This window comes from Legionella resiliens (assembly GCF_021344005.1).
Taxonomy (GTDB): Bacteria; Pseudomonadota; Gammaproteobacteria; order Legionellales; family Legionellaceae; genus Legionella; species Legionella resiliens.
In genome coordinates this window covers 14,527-37,927 of sequence record NZ_JAJTND010000007.1, presented here as the reverse complement: position 1 = coordinate 37,927, position 23,401 = coordinate 14,527, and the positions used below count along the sequence as shown (strand labels likewise).

Sequence of the window (23,401 nt, the reverse complement as noted above, 5' to 3'; positions counted from 1 at the left end):
CTCTGAAAAAAATGCATGACACTAATTGGCTTTTCAGAATGGAAGAGTTAAACACAAATCAAAGTGTTCATGTTAGATTCATGAAATGGCGATTTGCTAGCGCACTTTTGAATTAAGTTGCTTTTGCAAGAAAAGCTAAATTTTTAGCTTTTGAGGAGAAGAAAGATTGTATTTAAGAAGTAAATTAATATTAAACGTAAAGCCCCATGGGTATGAGGCTTAAATAATTATTTTACTTTTTTCTCTTTGAAAAGAACGTGCTTGCGTACTTTGGGATCGTACATCATAAGCTCCATTTTTTCAGGATGGTTTCTTGGGTTTTTAGTCGTAGTTTTATAGTATCCAGTTCCTGCTGTGGATTCCATTTTCACTTTGATAGTGACGGCTGCCATGGTTTAACCCCTTAGTTATACTTTTTCGCCTTTAGCTCTGAGTTTATCCAGAACTGCTTTTATACCTAACTTGTCTACAATACGCATACCTTTGGTACTGAGTTTTAATGTGACAAATCGTTTCTCTTCTTCAACCCAGAAACTGTGATTCTGAATATTCGGCAGAAAGCGTCTTTTGGTTTTGTTGTTAGCGTGCGACACTTTATGACCAGTCATGGGTCGCTTGCCAGTTACCTGACATACTCTAGACATTGCGTTACTCCAAAATAGGTTTTAATTTAGGTTCTGTTTACTTTAAATACAAACAGACTCTATTGGTCTTTGTAAAATTCTGGGCAAATAGCCGGATGTGAAATACAAGAGCGGTTTTATATCAAAAAAATGCATTAGTTGCAAGATTTTTGTAACGACATATAATTCCGGCTTTAACAAAATATGAGTGTGATTTATGCAGCGCAAGATAAAAAGTTATGTCTTACGTGCTGGTCGGGTGAGCAATCGACAGCGTCAGGGGTTGGATCTTTGGCTTAAAAATTATGAACTTACTGTAGATGAAAGTCCATGGAATTTGTCAGAAGAGTTTATTCGTACTGCGGATACAGTGGTTGAAATAGGTTTTGGTATGGGAGCATCGCTGTTGGCAATGGCAAAAAATAACCCTGAGCTTAATTACATAGGAATAGAAGTGCATCAGGCTGGTGTAGGAAGCTTGGCTGCTGATTTGCATGAATATCAATTATCCAATGTGCGAATTGTTGCTCATGATGCAGTTGAAGTGTTTCGAACTCAATTGTTGGATAACTCTCTTGCTGGGGTACAAATTTTTTTCCCGGATCCATGGCATAAGAAACGTCATCATAAAAGACGCTTGATTCAGAAAGAATTCATTCAATTATTGACAAAAAAAATTAAGCCAGGTGGGTTTATTCATTGTGCAACCGATTGGCAAGATTATGCTGAGCACATATTAGAGGTTTTATCTACCGAGCCAACTTTAAAAAATACGCAGAAAGAAGGAGGGTATTCACCCAGACCTTTATCGCGGCCACTTACTAAATTTGAACAACGCGGTGAACGTTTAGGGCATGGTGTTTGGGATTTGATTTTTACTAAATTGGACGCATAGCATACATCGCTATATCCGATAGATTTCTTGAAATTGAGGGGCTGTTACCTTTCGCTCGCTTGAGCCAAAATGTGAGATTTCGAGTATCGATTGCAGCATACAGAAATATGTGCACTTAGAACGTATAAAAAAGGGCTGTTTGCCAAGATAGTGTAAATGTAAACAGACCCTGATGGTTTTGTATAAAATTTAACTATTCTTTGATCTTCTATTGTCCAATGTGTAATATAAATCCGGAAGGATATTACAGGGGACGTAACATGGAATTTATCACAGAAATAAATGCAGCTATAAAATCAGGACTAGAAGGATTTAATCTATTTATTGAGCAAAAGCTGCAAAGAGAAGCGAACTATCTTGAGCGCCCATATTGGACGGAAGGTGGCGTGCAAATGACTGTTTTGAATTATCTAATTCAACAACACCAGGAAAAAAATAAAAACTCTGTCCATGAAGAGGGCTCTTCTGATTTGACCGATTTCATTGATGCAATCTTAAGCAAAGTTCAAGATAAAAATATTGGCTTGCCCTTGCACCAAGCAATTGTTGCCAATAAAATTCAACTGGCTCTTCATCTTTTAGGGAATAACGTTTTTGATGTCAACAAACGTGATGATGAGGCTCGAACCTTATTGTCATTGGTTTTACCCACTAGAAACCGTCAATTATTGGTAGAAATCTTAACCTGTAAACCTGACGTGAACGCAGCAACGCGTCTTAACGAAGAGCGTATTCCCTTCCAACCATTGCACCAGGCTATAGTATTGGATTTTGCTTCTGGAGTAACCAATTTAGTCCGATCTGGGGCGGATGTGTCTAATCCTATGGGGGAGATGAAAAATACTCCTCTATTGTTGGCGGCACAACACGGTAAGATAAAGGCACTTGAAGCTTTATTAGAAGAGTCTCCAGTAGAAGAATTGAAGCTTGAGGCGAGAAATAAAAATCTTGGGCAAGGTAACAAAACAGGTGAAAATGCAATTGAAGTACTTTGTAAAAAGTTAGTTAATAAGCAAAACGATAAAGATTTGCTTCGCGGTGTTGCTATGTTGCTTTGTCGTGGCGCCGAACCACCACGAAATGAGGAACTGCGTCAAGTATTAGCAGATAAACGTAAAGAGTTGCTCAAAGAAATTGATACTTATATGGATACGAGACCTGAGCTGGTCGATCCTTTTGTGAACCGATGCCATTTAGCAAACAGTGCATTGTATCACATAATTTATGTGGATCATTCCTGGGGTAGTACTTTGCGTCAGCTTTTTGGTAGACCAAGTGACGCAGCCTTTGCTGTAGAAAGGTTGGTTACACGCAAATACAGCCGTCGCCCAGAAGGAAACTCCGAAGTTTCTGTTTTGCCAACAGCGGCTGCGGTCCCATTAAGAGGAGACGAACCTCCATTAAAACTCTATGCAGAATTTGTGCGACGTTATAATGAAGCTTATGAAAATCAAAGGATTACCAATCCCTGGAGTACTATGCGTTGGATGATTGCTGAGGGAAAATGTAATTGGGAAACAGTAAAAGAGTATGCTCGTAACCATCCAGGAACCAGGACACAGATTATCTATGATGATATGTTTAAAACTTTGCCTAAAATGGAGGTACATGAAGTAATTGAAAATTCTACTGGAGAACCCACTCTTAACAGCGAAGCTACGATGTAAGTGAAGATTCACATCTGTTGCATGTCTTCCATGATAGAGATGGAAAACCTTAAATAGTGTTTAAGGGAACCATCTCTATATTATTGGGATGGATATTAAATGGACATTGGATTAAAATTGATGGGGAGCGAGTCTATTTGTTGAGACATGGTGATTATGAATATTAACTTATTACTTTTAATCATGATTTGTTTTGTTGGCATGATTAGTCCTGGACCAGATTTTATACTTGTTACAAAAAATGCGCTTTTGTATCCCAGGCGTCAGGCTTTGGCAACAGCCTTAGGTATTGTCACTGGATGTCTTTTTCATGCTACTTATTGTATTTTGGGATTGGCGTTAATTATTACTCAAAGTATTGTTCTCTATACCGCGATAAAATATGCAGGCGCATGTTATTTAATTTATCTTGGATTAAAAGGCTTAAAATTTAAGCGATCTATGAAAATAAGTCAGGACTTCTCTTTGACAAAAAATATAACCGTTTCAAGGGCTTATATTGAAGGTGTCTTGTGTAATGCTTTAAACCCAAAACTTGCAGTTTTTCTACTTAGCGTCTTTACTCAGTTTGTATCAATACACGCATCAATTGGTGATAAAGCTTTAGTTGCCGGAGTATTTGTTTCTGAGTCTGCGTTTTATTGGCCTTTGCTCGTTTTATTCCTGCAATCGGATAATGTTCGAAAAGTATTTACTCATTTTCAAGCCGCATTAAGTCGTGTGTTTGGTGGTTTGTTAGTTTATATAGGAATTCGAGTGATGTTGAGTGCAGATTAGGGTCCATTTCTACTCTCTTGGCTCAATCTAGCGAAATGTAAATAGACCCTATTTCATGAGGAATAGAATGTCAAAGGCAGCCTTAGGTCTAAGAAAAACAGCGTTGGACACTCCTTGTTTATTAATTGATAAAAACATTTTAAAAGCCAATCTAGAGGTCATGCGTAAACATTCCATTGAAAATAATGTAAATATTAGGCCTCATTGTAAAACGCATAAGTGCTCCAAACTAGCTCGTTTACAGATTGAATACGGCGCAATTGGTGTTAGTGTCGCGAAAATCTCAGAAGCTGAAGTTTTGATTCATAATAAAATACCCAATGTATTGATTACTTCTCCAATTGTCACAAAAAATAAAATTTCCAGACTTATTTCGTGCCTGGAAAAAGCTCCCTCTACTTTGATAGTCGCAGATAATAAAGAAAATATCATTGCCTTAAATGAAGCTGGAGCACACAATAAAAAAATGATTCATGTGTTAGTGGATGTGGATCCAGGAATAGGGCGTACCGGTATTAAACCAGAAAGTGCTTTAAATTTTGCTTTGGAGATTGAGCAATTACCCTGGCTGAACTTGATGGGAATTCAATGTTATGCGGGGAATTTACAACATATTTCTTCCTTTAGTGAGCGAAAAAGGAAATCATTGCAAACGATGGAAATGGCAAGCAATCTTGTAAAAAGTTTTAGAGAAAACGGTCTTAACTGCCCTATATTAACCGGAAGCGGAACGGGAACTTATGATATTGATGTTGATGCGGCGGAGGTAACTGAAATTCAACCAGGTTCTTATACAGTTATGGATGTTCAATACGCTGCTATTGGTTCAAAAAGTAATGAGAAGCATTTTAACCTATTTAAACCGGCAATGACCCTTTTGACCACAGTCATCAGTAATAATAGAACAGAACATATTACCGTAGATGCAGGTACAAAATCCATTTATGTAGATCAACAAAAGCCCCAGATTATCAGTCATCAGGGATTGGAATATGATTGGGGGGGATTTGGTGATGAGCATGGCAAAGTTACTGCAGTAAATGGTGCTCCATTACCAGCATATGGTGAAGTTTTAGAACTTATTGTTCCACATTGTGACCCAACTATTAACTTATTTAATCAATTTTTTATTACTGAAAATGATATTGTAGTGGATATTTGGAATATTGATCTTAGAGGAAAATGTCAATAGGAGCTGCGGGATTTAACTCCTTTACCCTATCCGGCGATCTCAAGAAATTCATGCTCTGTGAAAAAATTAAGAATCCATATTGAGTTAATTACACCCGGAGAACTTGCTTAAACTTCATATACCCCATAGAATTCTAGTTTTCATAGAATTTGCCAGGAGAGTAGTACATGGGGTGGAATGAGCCAGATAAAGGCAAAGATCCCTGGAAGGGTAAAAATCAGCCTCCAGATTTGGATGACGCTCTTAAACGTGTTCATGACAAATTGAAGAAGTTCTTTGGAGGTGGTTCTGCTAAAACAGGTAATGAGCCGTCCAAAAAATCAAATGGTGGTTTGGTAACTCTCGTTGTTATCTTAATTGCTTTTATCCTTTGGGTACTTTCTGGCATCTTTATTGTTGATCCTGCGGAGCAAGCGGTTATTCTTCGTTTTGGCAAATATGTTGAAACTGTGGGGCCAGGACCACATTGGATACCAAGAATTGTTTCTTCCAAAATTATCATGAATGTGGATAGAGTTTTGGATTATTCCTATTCTGGACAAATGCTTACCCGTGATGAAAATCTGGTTTCCGTGTCTTTAGCTGTACAATACCGCATTGGCGATCTTGAGGATTATTTATTTAATGTAGCTAATCCCGAAGAAAGTTTGCAACAAGCCACTTCAAGTGCTCTAAGACAAGTAGTCGGAACAACTACGTTAGATCAAATGATCACTGAAGGACGTGAAGTTTGGGGTAACACAGTACAAGATACTTTGATAAAGACATTGGATTTATATAAAACAGGTATTGTGATTGTTAATGTCTCACCCCAACCAGCACGTGCGCCTGAAAGTGTGCAAGATGCTTTTGACGATGCGATTAAGGCACAGGAAGATGAAAAACGCTTTAAAGAACAAGCTTATGCCTATGCGGCGAAAGTGGTACCGATTGCGGAAGGAAAGGCGAGTCGTATCCAGCAAGAGGCAGAAGCCTATTCCAAACAGGTTGTGCTGAAGGCCCAAGGACAGGTTTCTGAATTCTTAGCCTTGCTGCCTCAATATACTGCGGCCCCAATAGTTACAGCAGAACGTATGTATTTGGAAACAATGCAACAAGTATTAAGTCAGAGCAGTAAGATCATTGTTGATAGCAAATCAGGTAATTTGTTGTATTTACCTTTGGATAAATTGTTCGAAAAAACATCAGGTTTCCCGCATGAAATCGCAAAAAATGGCAATGTTGAAGGTGATGAAACCAGCGAGACAGAGAATTTGGTCGATGGTCGTGAATTTACTAGACCTGTTTATCGACAAGGGAGAAATGAATAATGAAAACGATGGGTAGAACCCTTGGTATTTTGATCTTTTTAATACTTCTCTTTTTATTGACCAGTGTGTTTACCATAACACAAGGGCAGCAAGGTATTCTTTTACGTTTAGGTCGTCTGGTCAATGATGAGTCGACTAATAAAGTTAAAGTCTTAAAACCTGGATTGCATTTTAAAATACCGTTTATCGAAAATGTGCGCATTTTTGATACTCGTATTCAGACAATGGATATTAAATCAACCCGAATTGTTACCAAGGAAAAAAAGGACGTAATGGTTGATTATTATGTTAAATGGCAAATTACTGATTTGGCCCAGTATTTTAAATCAACTGGCGGCAGTGAATTTAAAGCAGAAACATTATTGGAACAACAATTAAACACATTATTGCGTGCTCAGTTCGGTAAACGTACCATTCCCGAAGTAGTATCTGGTGGTCGTGACGATTTAATGGAGTTACTGCGTCAGGCTGCCCAAAAGCAAGCAGGTGGGTTAGGTATTATTGTTGTTGATGTCCGTATTAAAGGAATAGAGTTGCCAGCCAATACCAGTAATGCAATTTATCAACGCATGCGTGCAGACATGCAAAAAATTGCGAATAGGCATCGTGCTGATGGTCAGGCAGCTGCTGAAGAAATAAAAGCAAAGGCTGACGCTGATGTGATGGTTTTGTTAGCAAAAACCCGTAGTAATGCCCAAAAGGTAAGAGCTATTGGAAAAGCGCGCGCAGCAGCAATGTATGCGGAGGCATACAATAAAGATAAGGATTTTTTTGCTTTATATCGCAGCTTGCTCGCATATAAAGAGAGTTTTAACAGTAGAAAAGATATTTTGGTACTGGATCAAAGTAGTGCATTTTTTGATTATTTTAAAACGGCCGCACCAAAAAATGATGGTGTACCTGCTAAAAAGTAACTATAATGTCAGATTTTGGTAACTATTCATCCCTGTACTAAAATCGTGGCGAGCGTCCAGATTTGAATGCAGGTTGAGTGAAAAATATTCTGAAAATGCATCACATCAACGGATATGCGCACGTATTTTCGGAATCTTTTCTTTTAAGAAGAAAACCCTGCATGGGTTGGGTAGTGACTATTTTTAGTGAAATTGGGTTTTAGTGATTCGCAATTTAGAGCGACGAACAAGCATTGTGCAAATTAAGGTTTATCATGGGTAAAAATGTTGTTGTTTTAGGAACGCAGTGGGGCGATGAAGGCAAGGGTAAAATAGTCGATTTATTAACCCACGATGCGCAGGTTGTTGTCCGTTATCAAGGTGGTCATAATGCAGGTCATACCTTAAAAATTAATGGGGTGAAAACGGTTCTTCGCCTTATTCCCTCTGGCATGTTAAGACCTCACGTCACATGCTACATTGCAAATGGTGTAGTTCTTTCGCCCGATGCTCTATTGGGAGAAATTAAAGAATTAGAACAAAGTGGAATTGATGTCCGTTCCCGCTTACGTATTAGTATGGCTTGCCCGCTGATACTCCCTTGTCATGTTGCTATGGATAAAGCACGTGAAGCACATATGGGAGACTCAGCGATTGGTACAACCGGACGTGGTATAGGTCCCGCGTATGAAGACAAAATTGCCCGTCGTGCGATAAAGGTCAGCGATTTATTTCATCCACAGCGTTTTGAAAAAAAATTGATCGATCTTTTGGAATACTATAACTTTATTTTAACTCAATATTTCAAGCAGTCAGCTGTGGATCTTAACCCTTTATTGGATTCTGCTTTACACTGGGCTAAGGAATTACGCCCAATGGTTTGTGATGTTTCTGCTTGTTTGCATGATCATAGAGAGCAAGGGGATAATATTTTATTTGAAGGAGCGCAAGGGGTCTATCTGGACATTGATCATGGCACGTATCCTTTTGTTACTTCATCGAATACTTGTGTGGGTTCGGTAGTTAATGGTGCGGGATTTGGTCCCAAATACCTTGACTATATTTTAGGGATTACTAAAGCTTATACTACACGTGTTGGCGGTGGTCCTTTCCCAACCGAGCTTTTTGATGAAGTGGGTAAACAGATTGCTGAACGTGGGCAGGAGTTTGGGGCTGTTACTGGAAGACCTAGGCGCTGTGGATGGTTTGATGCAGTTCTTTTAAAACATTCAATTGAGTTAAATAGTATTACGGGATTATGCATCACCAAACTGGATGTTCTGGATAAATTAGATATATTGCGCATTGCTGTGGCTTATAAAGATGAAACAGGTAATTTAATTTCTCGCCCCCCCCAATCAGCCGCTGATTTTCAAGGTTTAGAGCCTGTTTACGAAGAAATGCCAGGCTGGCAAGAATCTACTGCTGATATTACGAATATAAATGATTTACCTGCGAATGCTCTTGCCTATATAAAACGAATAGAAAATCTGCTCAAGGTACCTATTGATATATTATCAACCGGCCCAGAACGTGATTCGACGATTATTTTACGAGATCCATTCAAAATTTAATTCGTATCGGTTTGCATAAATGAACAGTGTAGCCTGGGTGTCGCCAAGCGTAACCCGGGTTTTTTTAGTCTAGATATAGATATTTTCCCCGGGTTACGCTTTACTCTTTTAGGCCACAAAAAATAGATATCTAAAATTTATTTTCAAACGCACGTAATTTTTGTTCTAAATTCCACTGCAATTGTGCTTTCTCGTTTGCTTTTATAAACTGCTGGCAGCCTTTACTCTCTAAATCCTGGCAATCGGGGATCAATTGGGCTTTTTCTGCATCAGACCATATGCTGTTTCCAGGTAAAAATGCATAAGTTAGTGCATTTCTATTGATTTGCTTTAGGGTTTGATAATCCAGATCATGATTCAATGCGGCTTCTACATATTGCTGGCTTAAATTGGTTCGCAAGATACCTTCATCATCAGTAGATAAAACAACAGGAACATGATGCTTAAGATAAAAATTCAACGGATGGCTGCGACCTGCAACTTTTAATATTTTAAGGTTACTAATTAGATTAATTTCTACCGGCTTATGATGCTTAGCCATGTAATTTAAAGTGTTCTTCACATTATTTTCATGGGCAATATCTACCCCATGCCCAACCCTTTGCGCTTGACCAGTAAAAAGTGCATCATGAATGTGATAATCCAACTCTTCTGGAGTAACTATTTCCTGAGTTAATTCACCTGCATGCAATGCAATATTGACCTGTGGGTATACCCCGTGTAGATACTGATACATTTGCATCTGTTTGCGATAGTCGCGTAAAGAAATAATACCATCTTCAGGCTGTACTAAATTAACACCAACAAGCGCACCTTTACTTTCCATGGATTGGCTTACTGCTTCAAAAGCATTCAGAGTTTGTGCAAAAAGGTTATCTAAAGATTGTTCTCTAAGTGAATAATACAAAAATTTAACTTTGATTTGGCAGGCTTTCTTTTCTGGATTAGTATCACAGCCTAATTCCTGGTGAGCTTGTTGCAGTATTCGATTAGACTCTACTGCAGTATAATTGATATTACCCTGAAAATCCTGGTTAGCTAATAAAAGCTTTCTTTTTTGGCTAAACGAAGTTGTATTTTTAAGCATATCACCGAAGCTGGCTGAATGAGCGTTATCCGGTAAAATCATTAATTCCATGTAGTGTTCATTTTGTTGCGCTGCCGTTTGCAGCACTGCTGCGACTAATTCAGGGTGATGATCAGCCACTATTGCATTGAATTTGTAGAACGAGCTGAAAAAATGATCATGCCCAGATTCTTTCCCTGGAACAAAATCTTTCATAGACCAACTTTTGACGGTATTTGCATAGAGTTCAGGATGATTAAACAGATCTTTAGTATCTATACCATGACAGATTGCAGGGTTTTTACTGATTGCCCAATTGGTTGGATTCAAGCAATAATTATCTTTAGATGCGAGTTCCAGCATGACTTCTGGATATGCACCCCCAGCTAAATGATAATGTAACTCTCCACCTTTAGGCATATTCTTAAAAAAGGCATATAAGGCATTGGGATCATTCTTTATTTGATCAAAATAGGATTGAACATTCGCTTGAGCAAAAGAGAAAAAAAATAGGCTGGTCAGAAGTGCAATTGATTTAATATAGTTCATTGTATTCGAAAATATGTCAATTTTATGGGATTATCGCACAATTATTATTAAATCCCAACCATTGTATTTGGATTCTATTCATAGCAAAATAATTTTACTGTTCTTTGGGCAATCAAATGAGCCCTTACTATGCAGTGACTATCAGGAGAGTAGAAAAGCGGGTATTGGGCCTGTAGGAAAAAGAGCTCAACATTCGTTTAAATGAGATTAATATAGAGTCTAATCAATTAGGATGATGAATATGAATTATTTTTTATCAAAAATTTATACTTTCTTAGGTGCCTTTTTAGTATTGCTAACAGCAGTAAGTTTTTGTGAAGCGGCATCTGGTTTGGACAAAGCTCAAGATAAAACCAAAATGACAATCAATGTTGGGATTTATGCTCCCTTTTCCAATGAATCTGCTTTTATTGGTAGAAATATGCTGGGAGCAATGGAAATTGCGCGCGAGCAGTTATCATCCTCGGAGATTAACTATGAGTTTTATACTCTGGATAAAATGCTAAGTAATGTTCATGCAGCAAAAACTGTGCAAAAATTTATCGAGGCACATCATATTAATATCTTACTGACTGAAGGAGCTGAAAGCGGCGCTTTAGTTGCACCTTTAGCGAAAAAAAATAATATTATTCATTTTTGCCTCACCGATGACTCAATAATTGCGGATGGGAAGAATAATTTTCAGGCACAAAGCCCTAATCACAAACAGTCTGCTGTCTTGACTAAATCAATGAAACCAGAATTTATTGATCAATATAAACAAGAATACCTTAGTCATCCTACCAGTGAAGCAGGTTATGCTTTTGATATATTCCACCTGCTCCACAGGAGTGCTTTGCTTGCTTTGAAAACTTATCCTGATTTTTCCAGTCAGGCGATTGCAACACATTTGTTGGCGCTTGAATCTGGGATAGGGGTAATGGGTACATTTAATTTAAATAAAAATGGTGTTTCTTATAAGAAGCAAATACTTACAGCCTAATCCTATTTAAATTACTCAGATTTGCTAGTTGCCTGCATCCGGGCAACAATTTTTACTCTATAAAAGAAGAGGAGCCTCAGTGAGTTGGTTTAAATCAACTCCTTTTGACTCCTTTTCCCGCTCAAGGGCTAATTATCTGTTAGCTAAAGCCATACCCTCCAAGACGGTTAAAGCAGCATAGAGTTGATAATCATTATGCATTAACTCATCAATTTGTGCTTTGACGTCTTTAGGTTTTATGGTTTCCGAATTATTCTTATTCACTAAATGCCCATTAAGACTTGCTTCACTAAATCCAGTGAGTTCAGAAGATTTCGCAGCAGTTTTAGGAATCTCCACCTCATTAACCACGATATCAGGTATAATTCCTTGAGCTTGAATTGATGTTCCTGATGGGGTGTAATAAAGAGCGGTAGTTAACTTAATCCCGGTTTTATCATCCAGTGGCAATACGGTTTGTACTGAACCTTTGCCAAAGCTTGTTGTACCAAGAATAACCGCTCTTTTATTGTCTTTGAGCGCTCCGGCAACAATTTCGGCCGCAGATGCAGAACCATTATTAATTAATACTACCATTGGGGCATTATGTAAGATATCAACTCCCTTAGCTATGGCAGTAAAGTCCGACCCAGGCAAACGTCCTTTAGTTGAGACAATTGTTTCTGGCTTACCTGATTTGTCTTTACCAAGAAATGCATCAGAAACCTGAATTGCTGAATCAAGCAATCCTCCTGGGTTGTTACGTAAATCCAGTATTAAACCTTTTAAATCCCCTCCAGATTGTTGTTTTAATCTATCAATGGCTTGTAACATATCTTTTCCAGTCAATGCTTGGAATTGAGTTAAGCGAATGTAACCATATCCTGGAGCAAGTATTTTGCTTTGTACACTTTTAATTTGAATAATTTCGCGTATTAAATCAAAAGTAAGTGCTTTATTTACCCCTTTACGTAGTACAGTCAATTGGATGGTACTTCCAGCTTTACCACGCATAAGGTTGACTGCATCTTTAAGAGAAAGACCTTGAACGGATTCTTTTCCTAATTTAATAATGTAGTCGCCAGATTTGATCCCTGCTTTAAAAGCTGGGGTGTCAACCAGAGGAGTAACTACTTTAACCACGCCATCTTCCATGGTAACTTCTAACCCTAAGCCACCAAATTCACCGCTTGTTGATGTTTGCAAGTCTTTAAATTCTTCTTCATCCAAGTAACTGGAGTGTGGATCAAGGCCACTCAGCATCCCACGAATGGCATTATCAAAAAGTTCTTTATCGTCAATCGGTTTAACGTAGTATTTTTTAATTTCGCCTATGGCATTAGAAAATCGTTGCACATCTTCTAAAGGAACCGCTTTAGAAGTACTGGAGCTTGTTGAAGTATCTGTATCCACCTCATCTTCTGCAAAACTTGTCAGAGGGAACATAAGAGTAAACGCATATACTATCGCAAGCGAGTATGGATATAATTTTCTTATCAACATAGCGATCTCCTCAGATGCAAGGCTACAAAATAAGCCATCTTCTTTATTATAATTTTTGAAATGCAATTAAGGTGCCAGGGTTAATCTACGACAACCAATTAAGTGGTGGAATAGCTTTTCCCTTTAGTCTTATTTCAAAGTATAGACCGTTTTGTTTAATTCCGCCGGTATGTCCTACGCTTGCAATTTGTTCATTTTGATGGACATATTGGCCTTTGCTTTTAAATAAAGATTGGTTATGGGCGTATAAAGTCATAAAACCTTGACCGTGATCAATGATAAGAAGTAAACCATATCCTTTAAGCCAATCGCTAAATACTACTTTCCCGGAGTAAACGGCAGTAACTACTGTTCCTTCCTCGGCAAAAAATGTCACTCCCTGGTTCATTTTACGTAGAGAATGGCCCTGACCCTGGATCGGAACCGGCAATTTTTTGCGCATCTGACTAAAGGGCTTGCTTGGTTGGTTAAAAGGTTTGCTTGTGGGGGTACTACTTTGTTGCGCTAATGACTTGAGCAGGCGTGCTAAATTCTCTTTATTTTTTCGCACCTCGCGCAAGGTGTTTTGATTATCTTGAATTTCATGATTCAGTGATTGAATTAAAGCAGTATGATAACTTTTATTTTGTTGCAGTAGTTGCTGATGCTGAGTAAGCTCTGTTTTTAGTTGTTTGTTCGCAATAAGTTCTACCCGGAGTTTTTCTTTACTCTCACTGAGACTCATTCGTGTTTTATCAATTTTATCAATAAGTTGTTGTCGTGATTTAACAATATATTGATAGTACGTTAGAATCCGACTCACTTTATTGGGATCATCCTGATTCAGCAGTAATTTAAGCGGCTGATATTCACCCATTTGATAACGAGCACGTACATGATTGGCTAATAATTGTTGTTGGGTAATCAGCTGTTGATTTAATTGATTTACTTGATTTTGTAAGTCAGTAATTCTATTTTCTTTATTCTTAATGTCATCCTGGATGGAATGCAGCTTGTGAATTCCTTCACCAATTTGCTTTTCCGTTTCTGACAATTCCTTATTTAAAACACCTCGTTTATCATGGGCTGAGTTTAAGGTTCGTTGAAGGGTGTTAATTTGCGCGTCCAATTGCTTTAATTTATTTTGTGTTTGCAGTACGGTGGAAGTCGACTTTGCATGCACTTCAAAGCAGAACAGCATGCAAAAAACCAATCCGGTAACATAGATGGTACGATTCCATCCTGCAGACATCTTTCGAAAGTTTGCTCCAGAAGAGGATTGCTTCGTCGATAAAATGACTGAATTCTGTATTGGTGTACACACTGCGGTTCTGCGCTTCATAGCCCTTTTCACTTCTTTCGCAAGTTTCGAAAGAGGCCTGCTATTAAATTTTAATTGTTCTCTGATTGTTCTAGAACTGTAAACGCAGTAATTTTTAACATCAGAGCAACATAAGTTAAAAGAAACAGTGTAATTCCGTTTATTCATGAGTATCTTTTTCTAACAATTGATGACCTGTCATTTCCACGGGAGGAGTAATTCCTAGTAAAGCCAGCATGGTTGGCGCGATGTCAATTAAGCTGCCTTCGTTTCGGGAAAAATGCCAATGACCACCGACGTATACTAAGGGTACAGGTTCACTAGTATGAGCAGTATGTGCTTGACGCGTTGTTTCGTCAAACATTTCTTCCGCATTACCATGATCCGCTGTAATGAGTAATTTTCCACCTTGTTTTTCCAGTGCATTCCAGACTTTACTCATGCATTGATCAAGGCATTCTATTGCGCGAATTGTAGCTTTAAAATCCCCGCTATGTCCTACCATATCGGCATTGGCATAATTACAAATAATGACATCATAAGCATGACTGTTAATTGCCTCGACCAAGCATTCTGTTAATTGGGGTGCGCTCATTTCAGGCTGTAAATCATATGTGGTAACTTTGGGGGATGCAATCAAGATCCTTTCTTCGTGAGTAAAAACATTTTCATTTCCACCATTGAAGAAAAAAGTAACATGGGCATATTTTTCTGTTTCTGCAATGCGTAATTGACTTAAGCCATGGGCTGCGAGAACTTCTCCTAAAGTGTTATTTAAAAGAATAGGAGGGAAGGCTTGGGTCGTGGGCAATTTTTTATCGTATTGAGTCATACTGACAAAATAAGATAATCGAGGTTGTACGGCCCGGTTGAATTTTTTAAATGCGGGATCAATAAAGGCCGCAGTTAATTGTCGGGCTCTGTCTGCTCGAAAATTAAAGAAGAAAATAGCATCGCCATCTTCGATTGCTTTCTCTTTGCCTATAAGAGTGGGTGGTATGAATTCATCAGACAGCTCTTGTTGATAATAAGACTTTATCGCTGTTTCTGCATCCGAAAAATGATGCTCACTCTTGCCTTGAGTTAATAAAGTATAGACTGGCTCTATTCTTTCCCAACGATTGTCTCTGTCCATAGCATAATAGCGTCCGCTAATCGAACACACGCGGGCTACCGGATGTGTTTTTAACTCTGCATTGAGGCGCGCCAAGCTTGGTAACACACTTTGCGGCGGAGTGTCTCGCCCATCTAAAAATAAATGCAAATATACAGAAGTAAACTTGTGCTGGGCACATAAGTTGAGTAGGGCAAATAAATGATGTTCGTGACTGTGAACGCCTCCTGGGGAAAACAACCCCATGATGTGTAACGATTTTTCAGTTTTTTGCAATGTGGAAATTACATCATGGAAAACTGGGTTATTGGCAAATTCTCCATTCTTTATGCTTTCGTTAATGCGCGTGTAATCTTGTTGTATTACTCTACCTGCACCAATATGCATATGTCCTACTTCTGAATTACCCATTTGTGCATCAGGTAAACCCACGGCAAACCCCGATGCTTGCAAAAGAATATGGGGACAACTGTTCCACCATTCATCCCATTGAGGTGTGTTGGCTTGGGCAATAGCATTATGTTTATTATTTTCATTATAGCCCCAGCCATCTAAGATCATGAGCAACAAGGTTGCTTTTTTTTGCATGCAATTCTCCGTAGAATACAGTCAAATCTGGTGGGTGGATTATACATTATTTAGCAGGTATTTCGTAATGTATTCACTTCTCTCATAGTTCATTAAGCTGTTAAAATTAAGGTATGCCTACCACTCATTGATATGGTATTTTTTTTCTAAAATAGTGTATTACATTATTAACTTACAAGAGTGAATAGTGACAATTTTGTATTAAAAAGGTTAGACTATGCACCATTTATTAGATTGGGAAGAGTAGTTTGGAACAAAAACCTCAGCATGTTGCCATTATTATGGATGGAAACGGTCGTTGGGCTGAAAGTAGGGGGCTGCCCCGAATTGAAGGTCATAAAGCGGGCGTTGAGTCAGTAAAAAAAATGATTCGCTGCTGCATGGCTAAAGGAATTCCTTGTCTTAGCTTATTTGCTTTTAGCTCTGAAAACTGGTGCAGGCCGGCAGAGGAAGTTAATTTTTTAATGGAGCTATTTCTGGAGTCCTTGCGAAAGGAAATTTTTGAATTGAATCAGCACGGAATACGCATGCGATTTACTGGAGACCGTAGTGTGCTTTCACCTGTGTTGCAAAAGCAAATGCAAGAAGCGGAACTTTTGACGGCAAATAATGAGCAATTAATTTTAAATGTAGTTGTAAATTATGGTGGTAAATGGGATTTGGTAAATGCAGCAAAAAAAATAGCCCTCTCTGTATTGAATGGTGAATTGTCTATAGAAGAGATAAACGAAACCAATTTTGCTCATTATTTGGATACGGAAGGGTTACCCGATCCTGATTTATTTATACGCACCAGCGGTGAATTGCGAATTAGTAATTTTTTCCTCTGGCAGCTTGCTTATACAGAGCTATATTTTAGCGAGGTTCATTGGCCGGACTTCGGTGAACATGAACTTGAGTTGGCTTTAGCTTCATTTAATAAAAGAAAAAGAAGATTTGGGCAAATTTCCTAATTCATTTTTCACATTAAGAAGGGCAAAATTATGTTCTTGCAGCGCTTAATTACAACTCTGATTTTAGTGCCCTTGGTTTTATGGCTTATTTTTTATGGCAATCAGTGGCTTTTGGCAGGAATAGTTTTGCTTGTTTTTTTTGCTGCAAGCAGAGAGTGTTTTCAATTAATTCCCTTGAAAAATTGGACTTTTCAAGCTGGATTTTTTGTGTTGATGTTTTTTTGTTTGTGGGCATGTAATTATCTTTTTTCTTATTGGTTATATGCAGGATTAATTATTTGGGCTTTAAATATTCTTGCTATTCTTTGGTTCCCCAGCTCTCAGAAGTATTGGGGTTATCCTGTTATTGTAGCGGGTGTATGTCTGGTGCTCTTACCCTTATTCGTGCAAAGCCTGATTCACTTATATTATTTGCCTCATGGTAAAGCCTTACTTGTTTATTTATTGTTTTTAATTTGGGTTTCAGATACAGGGGCTTATATTAGTGGAAAGCTTCTAGGAAAACATAAATTAATTCCGCGTGTTAGTCCAGGAAAGTCGTGGGAAGGGGTTGTTGGCGGCGTTATTTTTTCTATGCTTGTTGCTTGGATTGGCTATGGTTATTTTAATCCAACTGCCGCGGTTCATTGGTTCGTTTTAGCCATATGTACTATAATTATTGCGATCTTTGGTGATTTATTCATCAGTATATTGAAGCGTCGTTGTCATTTAAAAGATACAGGCGCTATTATTCCTGGTCATGGGGGTATTTTAGACCGTTTGGACAGTTTAATTGCAGCTTTACCTTTATTTTATTTCGGACTCACTTTATTTGTGAGTGTGAAATAGCAGGAAAGAACTTTTATCTAAATCTCGGAGAATTTTAGGAGAGTAATTCTCGAGCATACTTCATTTGGGATTGCGCTATGCTTTCAACATTGCTGTATTTTCTTTTGGCCCTAGTCTTATTGGTTACAGTCCATGAGTATGGTCATTTTCAGGTGGCACGTTGGTGCGGTGTCAAAGTACTACGTTTTTCTTTTGGTTTTGGTCCCATTTTGGCGCATTGGCGCGATAAAAAAGGAACAGAATATGCTTGGTCTCTGTTTCCTCTTGGCGGTTATGTCAAAATGCTTGACGAATCTGAAGGAGATGTTGCCGAGAACGAACGTCATTTAGCCTTTAATAATCAATCTCTTTGGAAAAGAACTGCAATCGTGCTGGCAGGTCCTTTTTTTAATTTTCTTTTCGCTTTTGTCGCTTTATGGTGGGTATTGGTTATAGGAATGCAGTCTTTAGCGCCTATGATTGAATCGGTGAAACCTAATAGTATTGCGGCCCATGCTGGAATACATGCCAAAGAAGAAATTGTTGCGCTCAATGATACTCAGATCAACAGCTGGCGCGATTTTCAGTATGCAATCATGCCGCTTGTAGGTTCTCAGGAAACGATCCAATTAACGTTGAAATCTATGGTCGATGGACATCTGCGTCAAGTTTCTTTACCTTTGGTTAATTGGCAATTGGATAGTAAAAAGCCAGATCCGCTCCAAAGTTTAGGGATTGAGCCTTTTATTCCTTCAATTCCTCCTATAGTTGGTGAAGTCGTCCCCAATTCCCCAGCAGCAAAAGCAGGATTAGAAAATGGCGATAAGATATTAAGCGTGGATGGAAAGCCTTTTAACGACTGGTTGTTTTTGGTGAGTTACGTGCAGGAACGGCCAGCGAAACAAGTGATTCTCTCTATTAATAGAAAAGGCAACATACAAAAAATTGTGGTACAAACTGGTAGCCAGGAAAATAAAGGGAAAATAGAAGGGTTCTTAGGAGTTCGGTCACAAAAGGTCAATTGGCCAGAACATTGGTTGCGTTTGGAAAAACAAGACCCCTTAACTGCCGTAGGGACCGCATTAAAGCAGACCGTGCAATTGACCGCTACTACATTTACTTTAATGGGTAGGTTGGTTACCGGAAAATTGGGATTAAATAGCATTAGTGGCCCAGTGGGTATTGCTCAAGGAGCAGGTTATTCTGGGCGCAGTGGATTAACTTCCTATTTATTTTTTCTTGCTTTGGTGAGCATCAGCTTGGGTGCATTAAATCTGTTACCCATACCTATGCTGGATGGTGGGCATTTACTGTATTATGTATTGGAAGCAATTCGACGCAAGCCTGTATCTGATAATTTAAAATCTGCAGGGGCCTATTTAGGTTTATTGCTATTAGCCGCTCTAATGTTTATTGCATTGACTAATGATTTATCGAGACTGGCAGGATAGTCGGAGATATTAATTAGGTCCACAATCGCAAAGTATTGGCAAAGTCAGGGAACAAAAACTTGACAGTAGTTTCTACTTCCTATAAAAAGTGTTTCAATTTTAGGTGTACAGAGTTTGATTATTAAAAGTACACGTAGTACTGGGCGTAAAATAATAATGAAAAAAATCAGCAGTAAGTTAATATTAGGTGTTTGTTGTTCCTCGCTCATAGCCTGGTCAGCACAAACAATCGCAGCAGATACTTTCGTCGTTCGAAGTATTAAAGTTACCGGTTTGCAACGTGTTTCTACAGGAACGGTACTCAACTATATTCCTGTTCAAGTTGGAGAGGAGATAGGTCCAGAATCAACTGCTGAGATTATTCGAACCCTTTATGATACTGGTTTTTTTCAATCTGTTTCATTGGAACGTCAAGGCAATGTTTTAATTGTCAATGTAATTGAAAGAGCAACCATAGGCTCAATTACCGTGGTAGGAAATAAGGAAATTCCTAGTGACAAGATGAAAGATTTCCTTAAAGAAATGGGCTTGGTCAAAGGTCGTGTCTTCCAAACATCTACTTTGGAGCGTTTGGAAAAAGAATTAAAGCAAGCTTATAACGCCCGAGGTAAATATAATGCACGTATAGAAACACGAGTTACTCCTCTAACCGATAATAGGGTGGGAATTACCGTTACAATTTCTGAGGGACGTGTCTCACGAATTAAACAAATCAAAATAATAGGTAACCACGATTTTTCTACCAATGAATTGTTGCCTGAATTCGCTTTATCAAAATCTGGCATCTTTACCTACTTTACTAAAAAAGATCAATATTCCAAATCTGGTATGGATGCATCTTTGGAGGCATTACGTTCCTTTTACATGGACAGAGGTTACTTAAAGTTTAAGATCATATCGTCACAGGTATTGCTGTCGCCAGACAGAAAAGACGTTTACATTAATGTTCATATTGAAGAAGGGCCCCAATATCACTTCTCAGGGTATAAAGTAGTAGGGAAGCCAATATTAGCACCGGAAAAAATTACTTCATTAGTACAAGTTAAAAAAGGTGCAGTTTTTTCACGTAAAAAAGTAACTGATACAATTTCTGCTATTGGTTTGGCTTTAGGAGATGTAGGTTATGGCTTCCCAGCAATTAATGCAGATCCTCAAATCGATGAAGAGAACAAAACCGTATTCATTACTTTTATTGTACAGCCAGGCAGGCACGTGTACGTTCGTCGTATTAAATTCCATGGTAATACCAAAACAAGCGATTATGTACTGAGAAGTGTAATTCGTCAGGATGAAGGCGGATTGTTATCTCTGCATAACATCAAAGAATCTGAAAGGCAATTGCGCTTATTAGGCTATTTGAAAAATGTGGATGTTAAAACGAATCCAGTACCAGAAGCAAATAATCAGGTTGATTTAGATGTGCAAGTAGAAGAAGCACCTTCAGCTGAAGCGAGTGCTTCCATTGGTTATGGTACTAACGGTTATCAATTGAATGCTTCAGTAAACCAACATAACTTTATGGGTACTGGACGCTCGATGGGTGCCGCATTTACTGCGAGCCAATGGGGGCAAGACTATACTATAAACTACTACAACCCCTTTTATACTGAAACAGGTATAGGACGAGGTCTAAATCTTTATTATGCTCGCGTCGACCCCAAAAACCTCAATGTAAGTACGTACAGCTCCAACCGCTTTGGTGCTGATGTGAATTATAGTATACCACTGGGTGAAACGAGCCGATGGCAATTGGGTTATGGTTATCAAGATATAGATATCAAAAGCGTTGGAAATGTAATAGTCATTAAGAACTTTGTGCAAATGTATGGAAACCATTTCCAGCAAATTCGATTATCTACAGGATGGAACCGAAACAGTTATGATCAGTTTCCATATCCTACACGAGGGATTAATCAACAACTTTCGGCTGTAGTTGCTTTACCAGCGAGCTCGGACTCTTTGTCTTATTATAAAGGGTCGTATCAAGCACGTATGTATCAACCTATAGGAAGGGGATGGATTTTCTCTGTACAAGGGTTTGCAGGTTATGGAAATTCCTTTAACAGTAATGGATTGCCATTTTTCGAGAACTACTATGCTGGGGGTATTGCACAGCCAGGCCAGGTACGCGGATATGATAGTTACTCTTTAGGACCATTGGATAATTTCCGTAATTCTGTGGGCGGTAACTTATTGCTCAGTGGAACTGCCGGAATTATCCTGCCTTATCCTTTGAGTCGGGACAATATGCGCACCACAGCCTTTGTTGATGCGGGTAACGTGTTTGCTGTCAATACGTTGCCTACTTTAACTGGAAAGTATGAAGGTCCTTTAAGATATTCAGCAGGGGTTTCACTTGAATGGCGCTCCCCTTTTGGACCACTGTCATTTAGCTTAGCTAAGCCGTTGAATCCACAGCAATTTGATCAAAAGCAATTCTTCCAATTTGCTTTATCTTCAGGATTCTAAACTTATATTCGCTTCCCCTCATCAGGAGGGGAAGCGAGAAATTTTATATTTATAAAATTATCGAAAATCATGCTGTATATATCGCAACCCATTTCGAATTGTGCTAGCATCATGCTCTTTAATTTAGGAGATTAGTTATGAAACGGTTAGGTCTGGTCTTAGTGGCCTTTGTTTTCAGCGTGTTTGGCGCAAGCGCATTTGCTGATGCAGCAAAAATTGGCGTGGTTGATCTACAAAAGATCATGCAGACTTCCAGTCAAATAAAAGAAATCCAAAAAAAATTGGAGAAAGAATTTAAACCACGTCGTGATAAACTCGTTGCGGTTGAAGCGGGTATTAAAGCGGATATGGAAAAGTTCAAGCGTGATAGTGCGATTCTAAGTGCTTCTCAAAAGAAAGAGATGGAGAGGAAAATTGTTGGCGCACAACAACAATTTGAGCGTGATGGGCAGCAATATCAACAAGAATTAAGTACAGCAAATAACGAAGCAATGGAAGCACTATATGCTAAAGTTCGTGCAGCAATTGCAAAAGTAGCTAAAGATGACAAGTACGACCTTATTGTACAAAAAGATGCAGCTCCTTTCAGTACAACAACGCTTGATGTAACTGATAAAGTTGTAAAAGCAATTAATTAATTTCGGCGAAGTCGCGTTGCTAACTTTAGCTGAACTAGCAGATCATTTAGGTGGCGTGTGGCATGGAAATGCCAATCACGCCATTTTTTGTTTTGCTTCTCTGGCTCGAGCTACATTAAAGGATGTTGCTTATTATGATAATTCAGTATTACGTCAAGCCCTAGATACGACATCAGCAGGCGCAGTAATACTCAAAGCAAAAGATCACCATTTATATCAGGGAAACTGTATTGTTGTATCGAATCCTTTACAAGCAATGATGCAAGCTACCCAGTTTTTATCCGTGCCTGCATCTTCAAGATCTGGCATTGATCCTACAGCCATAATTCATCAATCTGCTCAATTAGGCCAAAATGTATCAGTAGGCGCTTACAGTGTGATTGGTGCGAATACCCAAATTGCTGATGGAGTTACGATAGGTGCAAATACTGTTATTGAGTCTTCTGTACACATCGGCCAAAACAGTCAGATTGGACATAAAGTCGTGATCCATGCAGGTTGCCAGCTGGGTGCTTTTGTAGTTATAAACACAGGGTGTATTATTGGTGCTTCTCCTTTCAATTATTTAAAAGAACATGGGCGTTGGCAACAAGGTTATAGTGTTGGTGCCGTTATTATCGCAAATCAAGTACAAATAGGCGCCAATACCGTGATTGATAGAGGCTCTTTAAGTGATACCTATTTGGGAGAAGGAGTTTGTATTGATAATTTGGTCCAGATTGCACATGACGTGTTAGTTGGTAAAAATACAATCATTGCCGGATGTGCCGCTTTAGGCGCATATGCGCAAATTGGCGCAGATTGTATTATTGGTGGTGCTAGTTGCGTTGCAGCACATGTGCATTTGGCAGATGATGTAGTGATTACTGGGATGTCCACAGTAAGTAAATCTCTTGCCAAATCAGGAATTTATTCATCTGGGACTTTAGTACATGAACATCGCCGTTGGCGTCGTAATGTAGCGCGATTTCGACGATTGGATGATTATATTGTGAAGCTTGGTGCCTTAGAGAAAAAGTTAAGCCGTATTGAATAGGGGCTGTTTCTACTTCTACTATCTTGGCCAAACTG

General features: G+C 38.7%; 20 protein-coding genes. 14 read left to right on the top strand and 6 right to left on the bottom strand.

Features of this window, described 5'->3' with window-relative positions; translation table 11 throughout:
* Positions 1 to 227: 227 nt before the first annotated feature.
* The gene (gene rpmG, locus LXO92_RS15960) at positions 228 to 392 is read right to left on the bottom strand and encodes a 50S ribosomal protein L33 (RefSeq protein ID WP_003635328.1); all 165 of its coding nucleotides are present in this window, start codon (positions 390 to 392) and stop codon (positions 228 to 230) included.
* A 15-nt stretch (positions 393 to 407) separates the two neighbouring features.
* Positions 408 to 644 (bottom strand): 50S ribosomal protein L28, encoded by a 237-nt coding sequence (gene rpmB / locus LXO92_RS15955; protein ID WP_019233564.1) that lies wholly within the window; start codon positions 642 to 644, stop codon positions 408 to 410.
* A gap of 196 nt (positions 645 to 840) precedes the next feature.
* On the opposite strand from rpmB, the gene trmB reads away from it, so the two are divergent.
* From trmB to LXO92_RS15920, 7 genes are all read left to right on the top strand, one after another.
* Complete coding sequence (trmB, locus tag LXO92_RS15950) at positions 841 to 1,518, top strand: tRNA (guanosine(46)-N7)-methyltransferase TrmB (RefSeq protein ID WP_182350526.1); 678 nt, start codon at positions 841 to 843, stop codon at positions 1,516 to 1,518.
* 260 nt (positions 1,519 to 1,778) lie between these two features.
* On the top strand, positions 1,779 to 3,185 hold the full coding sequence (ankC, locus tag LXO92_RS15945; RefSeq protein ID WP_182350524.1) for a Dot/Icm T4SS effector AnkC/LegA12: 1,407 nt from the start codon (positions 1,779 to 1,781) through the stop codon (positions 3,183 to 3,185).
* Between the two features lie 156 nt (positions 3,186 to 3,341).
* Positions 3,342 to 3,962 carry a LysE family translocator gene (locus LXO92_RS15940; protein ID WP_182350522.1) on the top strand — a complete coding sequence of 207 codons (621 nt, stop codon included), beginning with the start codon at positions 3,342 to 3,344 and terminating at the stop codon, positions 3,960 to 3,962.
* 67 nt (positions 3,963 to 4,029) lie between these two features.
* Positions 4,030 to 5,154, top strand: a complete 1,125-nt coding sequence (locus LXO92_RS15935; RefSeq protein ID WP_232891313.1) for a DSD1 family PLP-dependent enzyme — start codon at positions 4,030 to 4,032, stop codon at positions 5,152 to 5,154.
* A gap of 167 nt (positions 5,155 to 5,321) precedes the next feature.
* A complete protein-coding gene (gene hflK / locus LXO92_RS15930) occupies positions 5,322 to 6,464 on the top strand; it encodes an FtsH protease activity modulator HflK (protein WP_182350520.1) in 1,143 nt (380 codons plus the stop codon).
* The gene (gene hflC, locus LXO92_RS15925; RefSeq protein WP_182350519.1) at positions 6,464 to 7,378 is read left to right on the top strand and encodes a protease modulator HflC; all 915 of its coding nucleotides are present in this window, start codon (positions 6,464 to 6,466) and stop codon (positions 7,376 to 7,378) included. Before hflK ends, hflC begins: the two co-directional genes overlap by 1 nt.
* 254 nt (positions 7,379 to 7,632) lie before the next feature.
* Positions 7,633 to 8,931: an adenylosuccinate synthase gene (locus tag LXO92_RS15920; protein ID WP_182350518.1), complete on the top strand. Its 1,299-nt coding sequence runs from the start codon at positions 7,633 to 7,635 to the stop codon at positions 8,929 to 8,931.
* A 130-nt stretch (positions 8,932 to 9,061) separates the two neighbouring features.
* On the opposite strand, the gene LXO92_RS15915 is transcribed toward LXO92_RS15920, so the two are convergent.
* Complete coding sequence (locus tag LXO92_RS15915; protein WP_182350517.1) at positions 9,062 to 10,546, bottom strand: adenosine deaminase family protein; 1,485 nt, start codon at positions 10,544 to 10,546, stop codon at positions 9,062 to 9,064.
* Between the two features lie 241 nt (positions 10,547 to 10,787).
* Between LXO92_RS15915 and LXO92_RS15910 the strand changes: the two genes are divergently transcribed.
* Positions 10,788 to 11,528, top strand: coding sequence for a type 1 periplasmic-binding domain-containing protein (locus LXO92_RS15910; RefSeq protein ID WP_182350515.1), 741 nt, complete (start codon positions 10,788 to 10,790; stop codon positions 11,526 to 11,528).
* A gap of 132 nt (positions 11,529 to 11,660) precedes the next feature.
* Here the strand turns inward: LXO92_RS15910 and LXO92_RS15905 are convergent, their stop codons facing one another.
* The 3 genes from LXO92_RS15905 to gpmI all read right to left on the bottom strand — a co-directional run bounded on the left by LXO92_RS15905 (position 11,661) and on the right by gpmI (position 16,012).
* Positions 11,661 to 13,010, bottom strand: coding sequence for a S41 family peptidase (locus LXO92_RS15905; protein ID WP_182350514.1), 1,350 nt, complete (start codon positions 13,008 to 13,010; stop codon positions 11,661 to 11,663).
* A gap of 85 nt (positions 13,011 to 13,095) precedes the next feature.
* Entirely contained in the window at positions 13,096 to 14,241 is a 1,146-nt protein-coding gene (locus LXO92_RS15900; RefSeq protein WP_182352876.1) for a murein hydrolase activator EnvC family protein, read from the bottom strand.
* 229 nt (positions 14,242 to 14,470) lie between these two features.
* On the bottom strand, positions 14,471 to 16,012 hold the full coding sequence (gpmI, locus tag LXO92_RS15895; protein WP_182350513.1) for a 2,3-bisphosphoglycerate-independent phosphoglycerate mutase: 1,542 nt from the start codon (positions 16,010 to 16,012) through the stop codon (positions 14,471 to 14,473).
* Between the two features lie 281 nt (positions 16,013 to 16,293).
* On the opposite strand from gpmI, the gene uppS reads away from it, so the two are divergent.
* The 6 genes from uppS (at position 16,294) to lpxD (ending at position 23,366) form a co-directional block, all read left to right on the top strand.
* On the top strand, positions 16,294 to 16,965 hold the full coding sequence (gene uppS / locus LXO92_RS15890; protein WP_232891336.1) for a polyprenyl diphosphate synthase: 672 nt from the start codon (positions 16,294 to 16,296) through the stop codon (positions 16,963 to 16,965).
* Between the two features lie 30 nt (positions 16,966 to 16,995).
* Positions 16,996 to 17,793, top strand: coding sequence for a phosphatidate cytidylyltransferase (locus LXO92_RS15885; RefSeq protein WP_182350509.1), 798 nt, complete (start codon positions 16,996 to 16,998; stop codon positions 17,791 to 17,793).
* A 77-nt stretch (positions 17,794 to 17,870) separates the two neighbouring features.
* Positions 17,871 to 19,223: an RIP metalloprotease RseP gene (gene rseP, locus LXO92_RS15880; protein WP_182350508.1), complete on the top strand. Its 1,353-nt coding sequence runs from the start codon at positions 17,871 to 17,873 to the stop codon at positions 19,221 to 19,223.
* A 156-nt stretch (positions 19,224 to 19,379) separates the two neighbouring features.
* Entirely contained in the window at positions 19,380 to 21,692 is a 2,313-nt protein-coding gene (gene bamA / locus LXO92_RS15875) for an outer membrane protein assembly factor BamA (protein WP_182350506.1), read from the top strand.
* A 137-nt stretch (positions 21,693 to 21,829) separates the two neighbouring features.
* Entirely contained in the window at positions 21,830 to 22,330 is a 501-nt protein-coding gene (locus LXO92_RS15870; protein WP_182350505.1) for an OmpH/Skp family outer membrane protein, read from the top strand.
* Positions 22,331 to 22,346: 16 nt separating this feature from the next.
* The gene (gene lpxD / locus LXO92_RS15865) at positions 22,347 to 23,366 is read left to right on the top strand and encodes a UDP-3-O-(3-hydroxymyristoyl)glucosamine N-acyltransferase (RefSeq protein ID WP_182350504.1); all 1,020 of its coding nucleotides are present in this window, start codon (positions 22,347 to 22,349) and stop codon (positions 23,364 to 23,366) included.
* Positions 23,367 to 23,401: the final 35 nt, after the last annotated feature.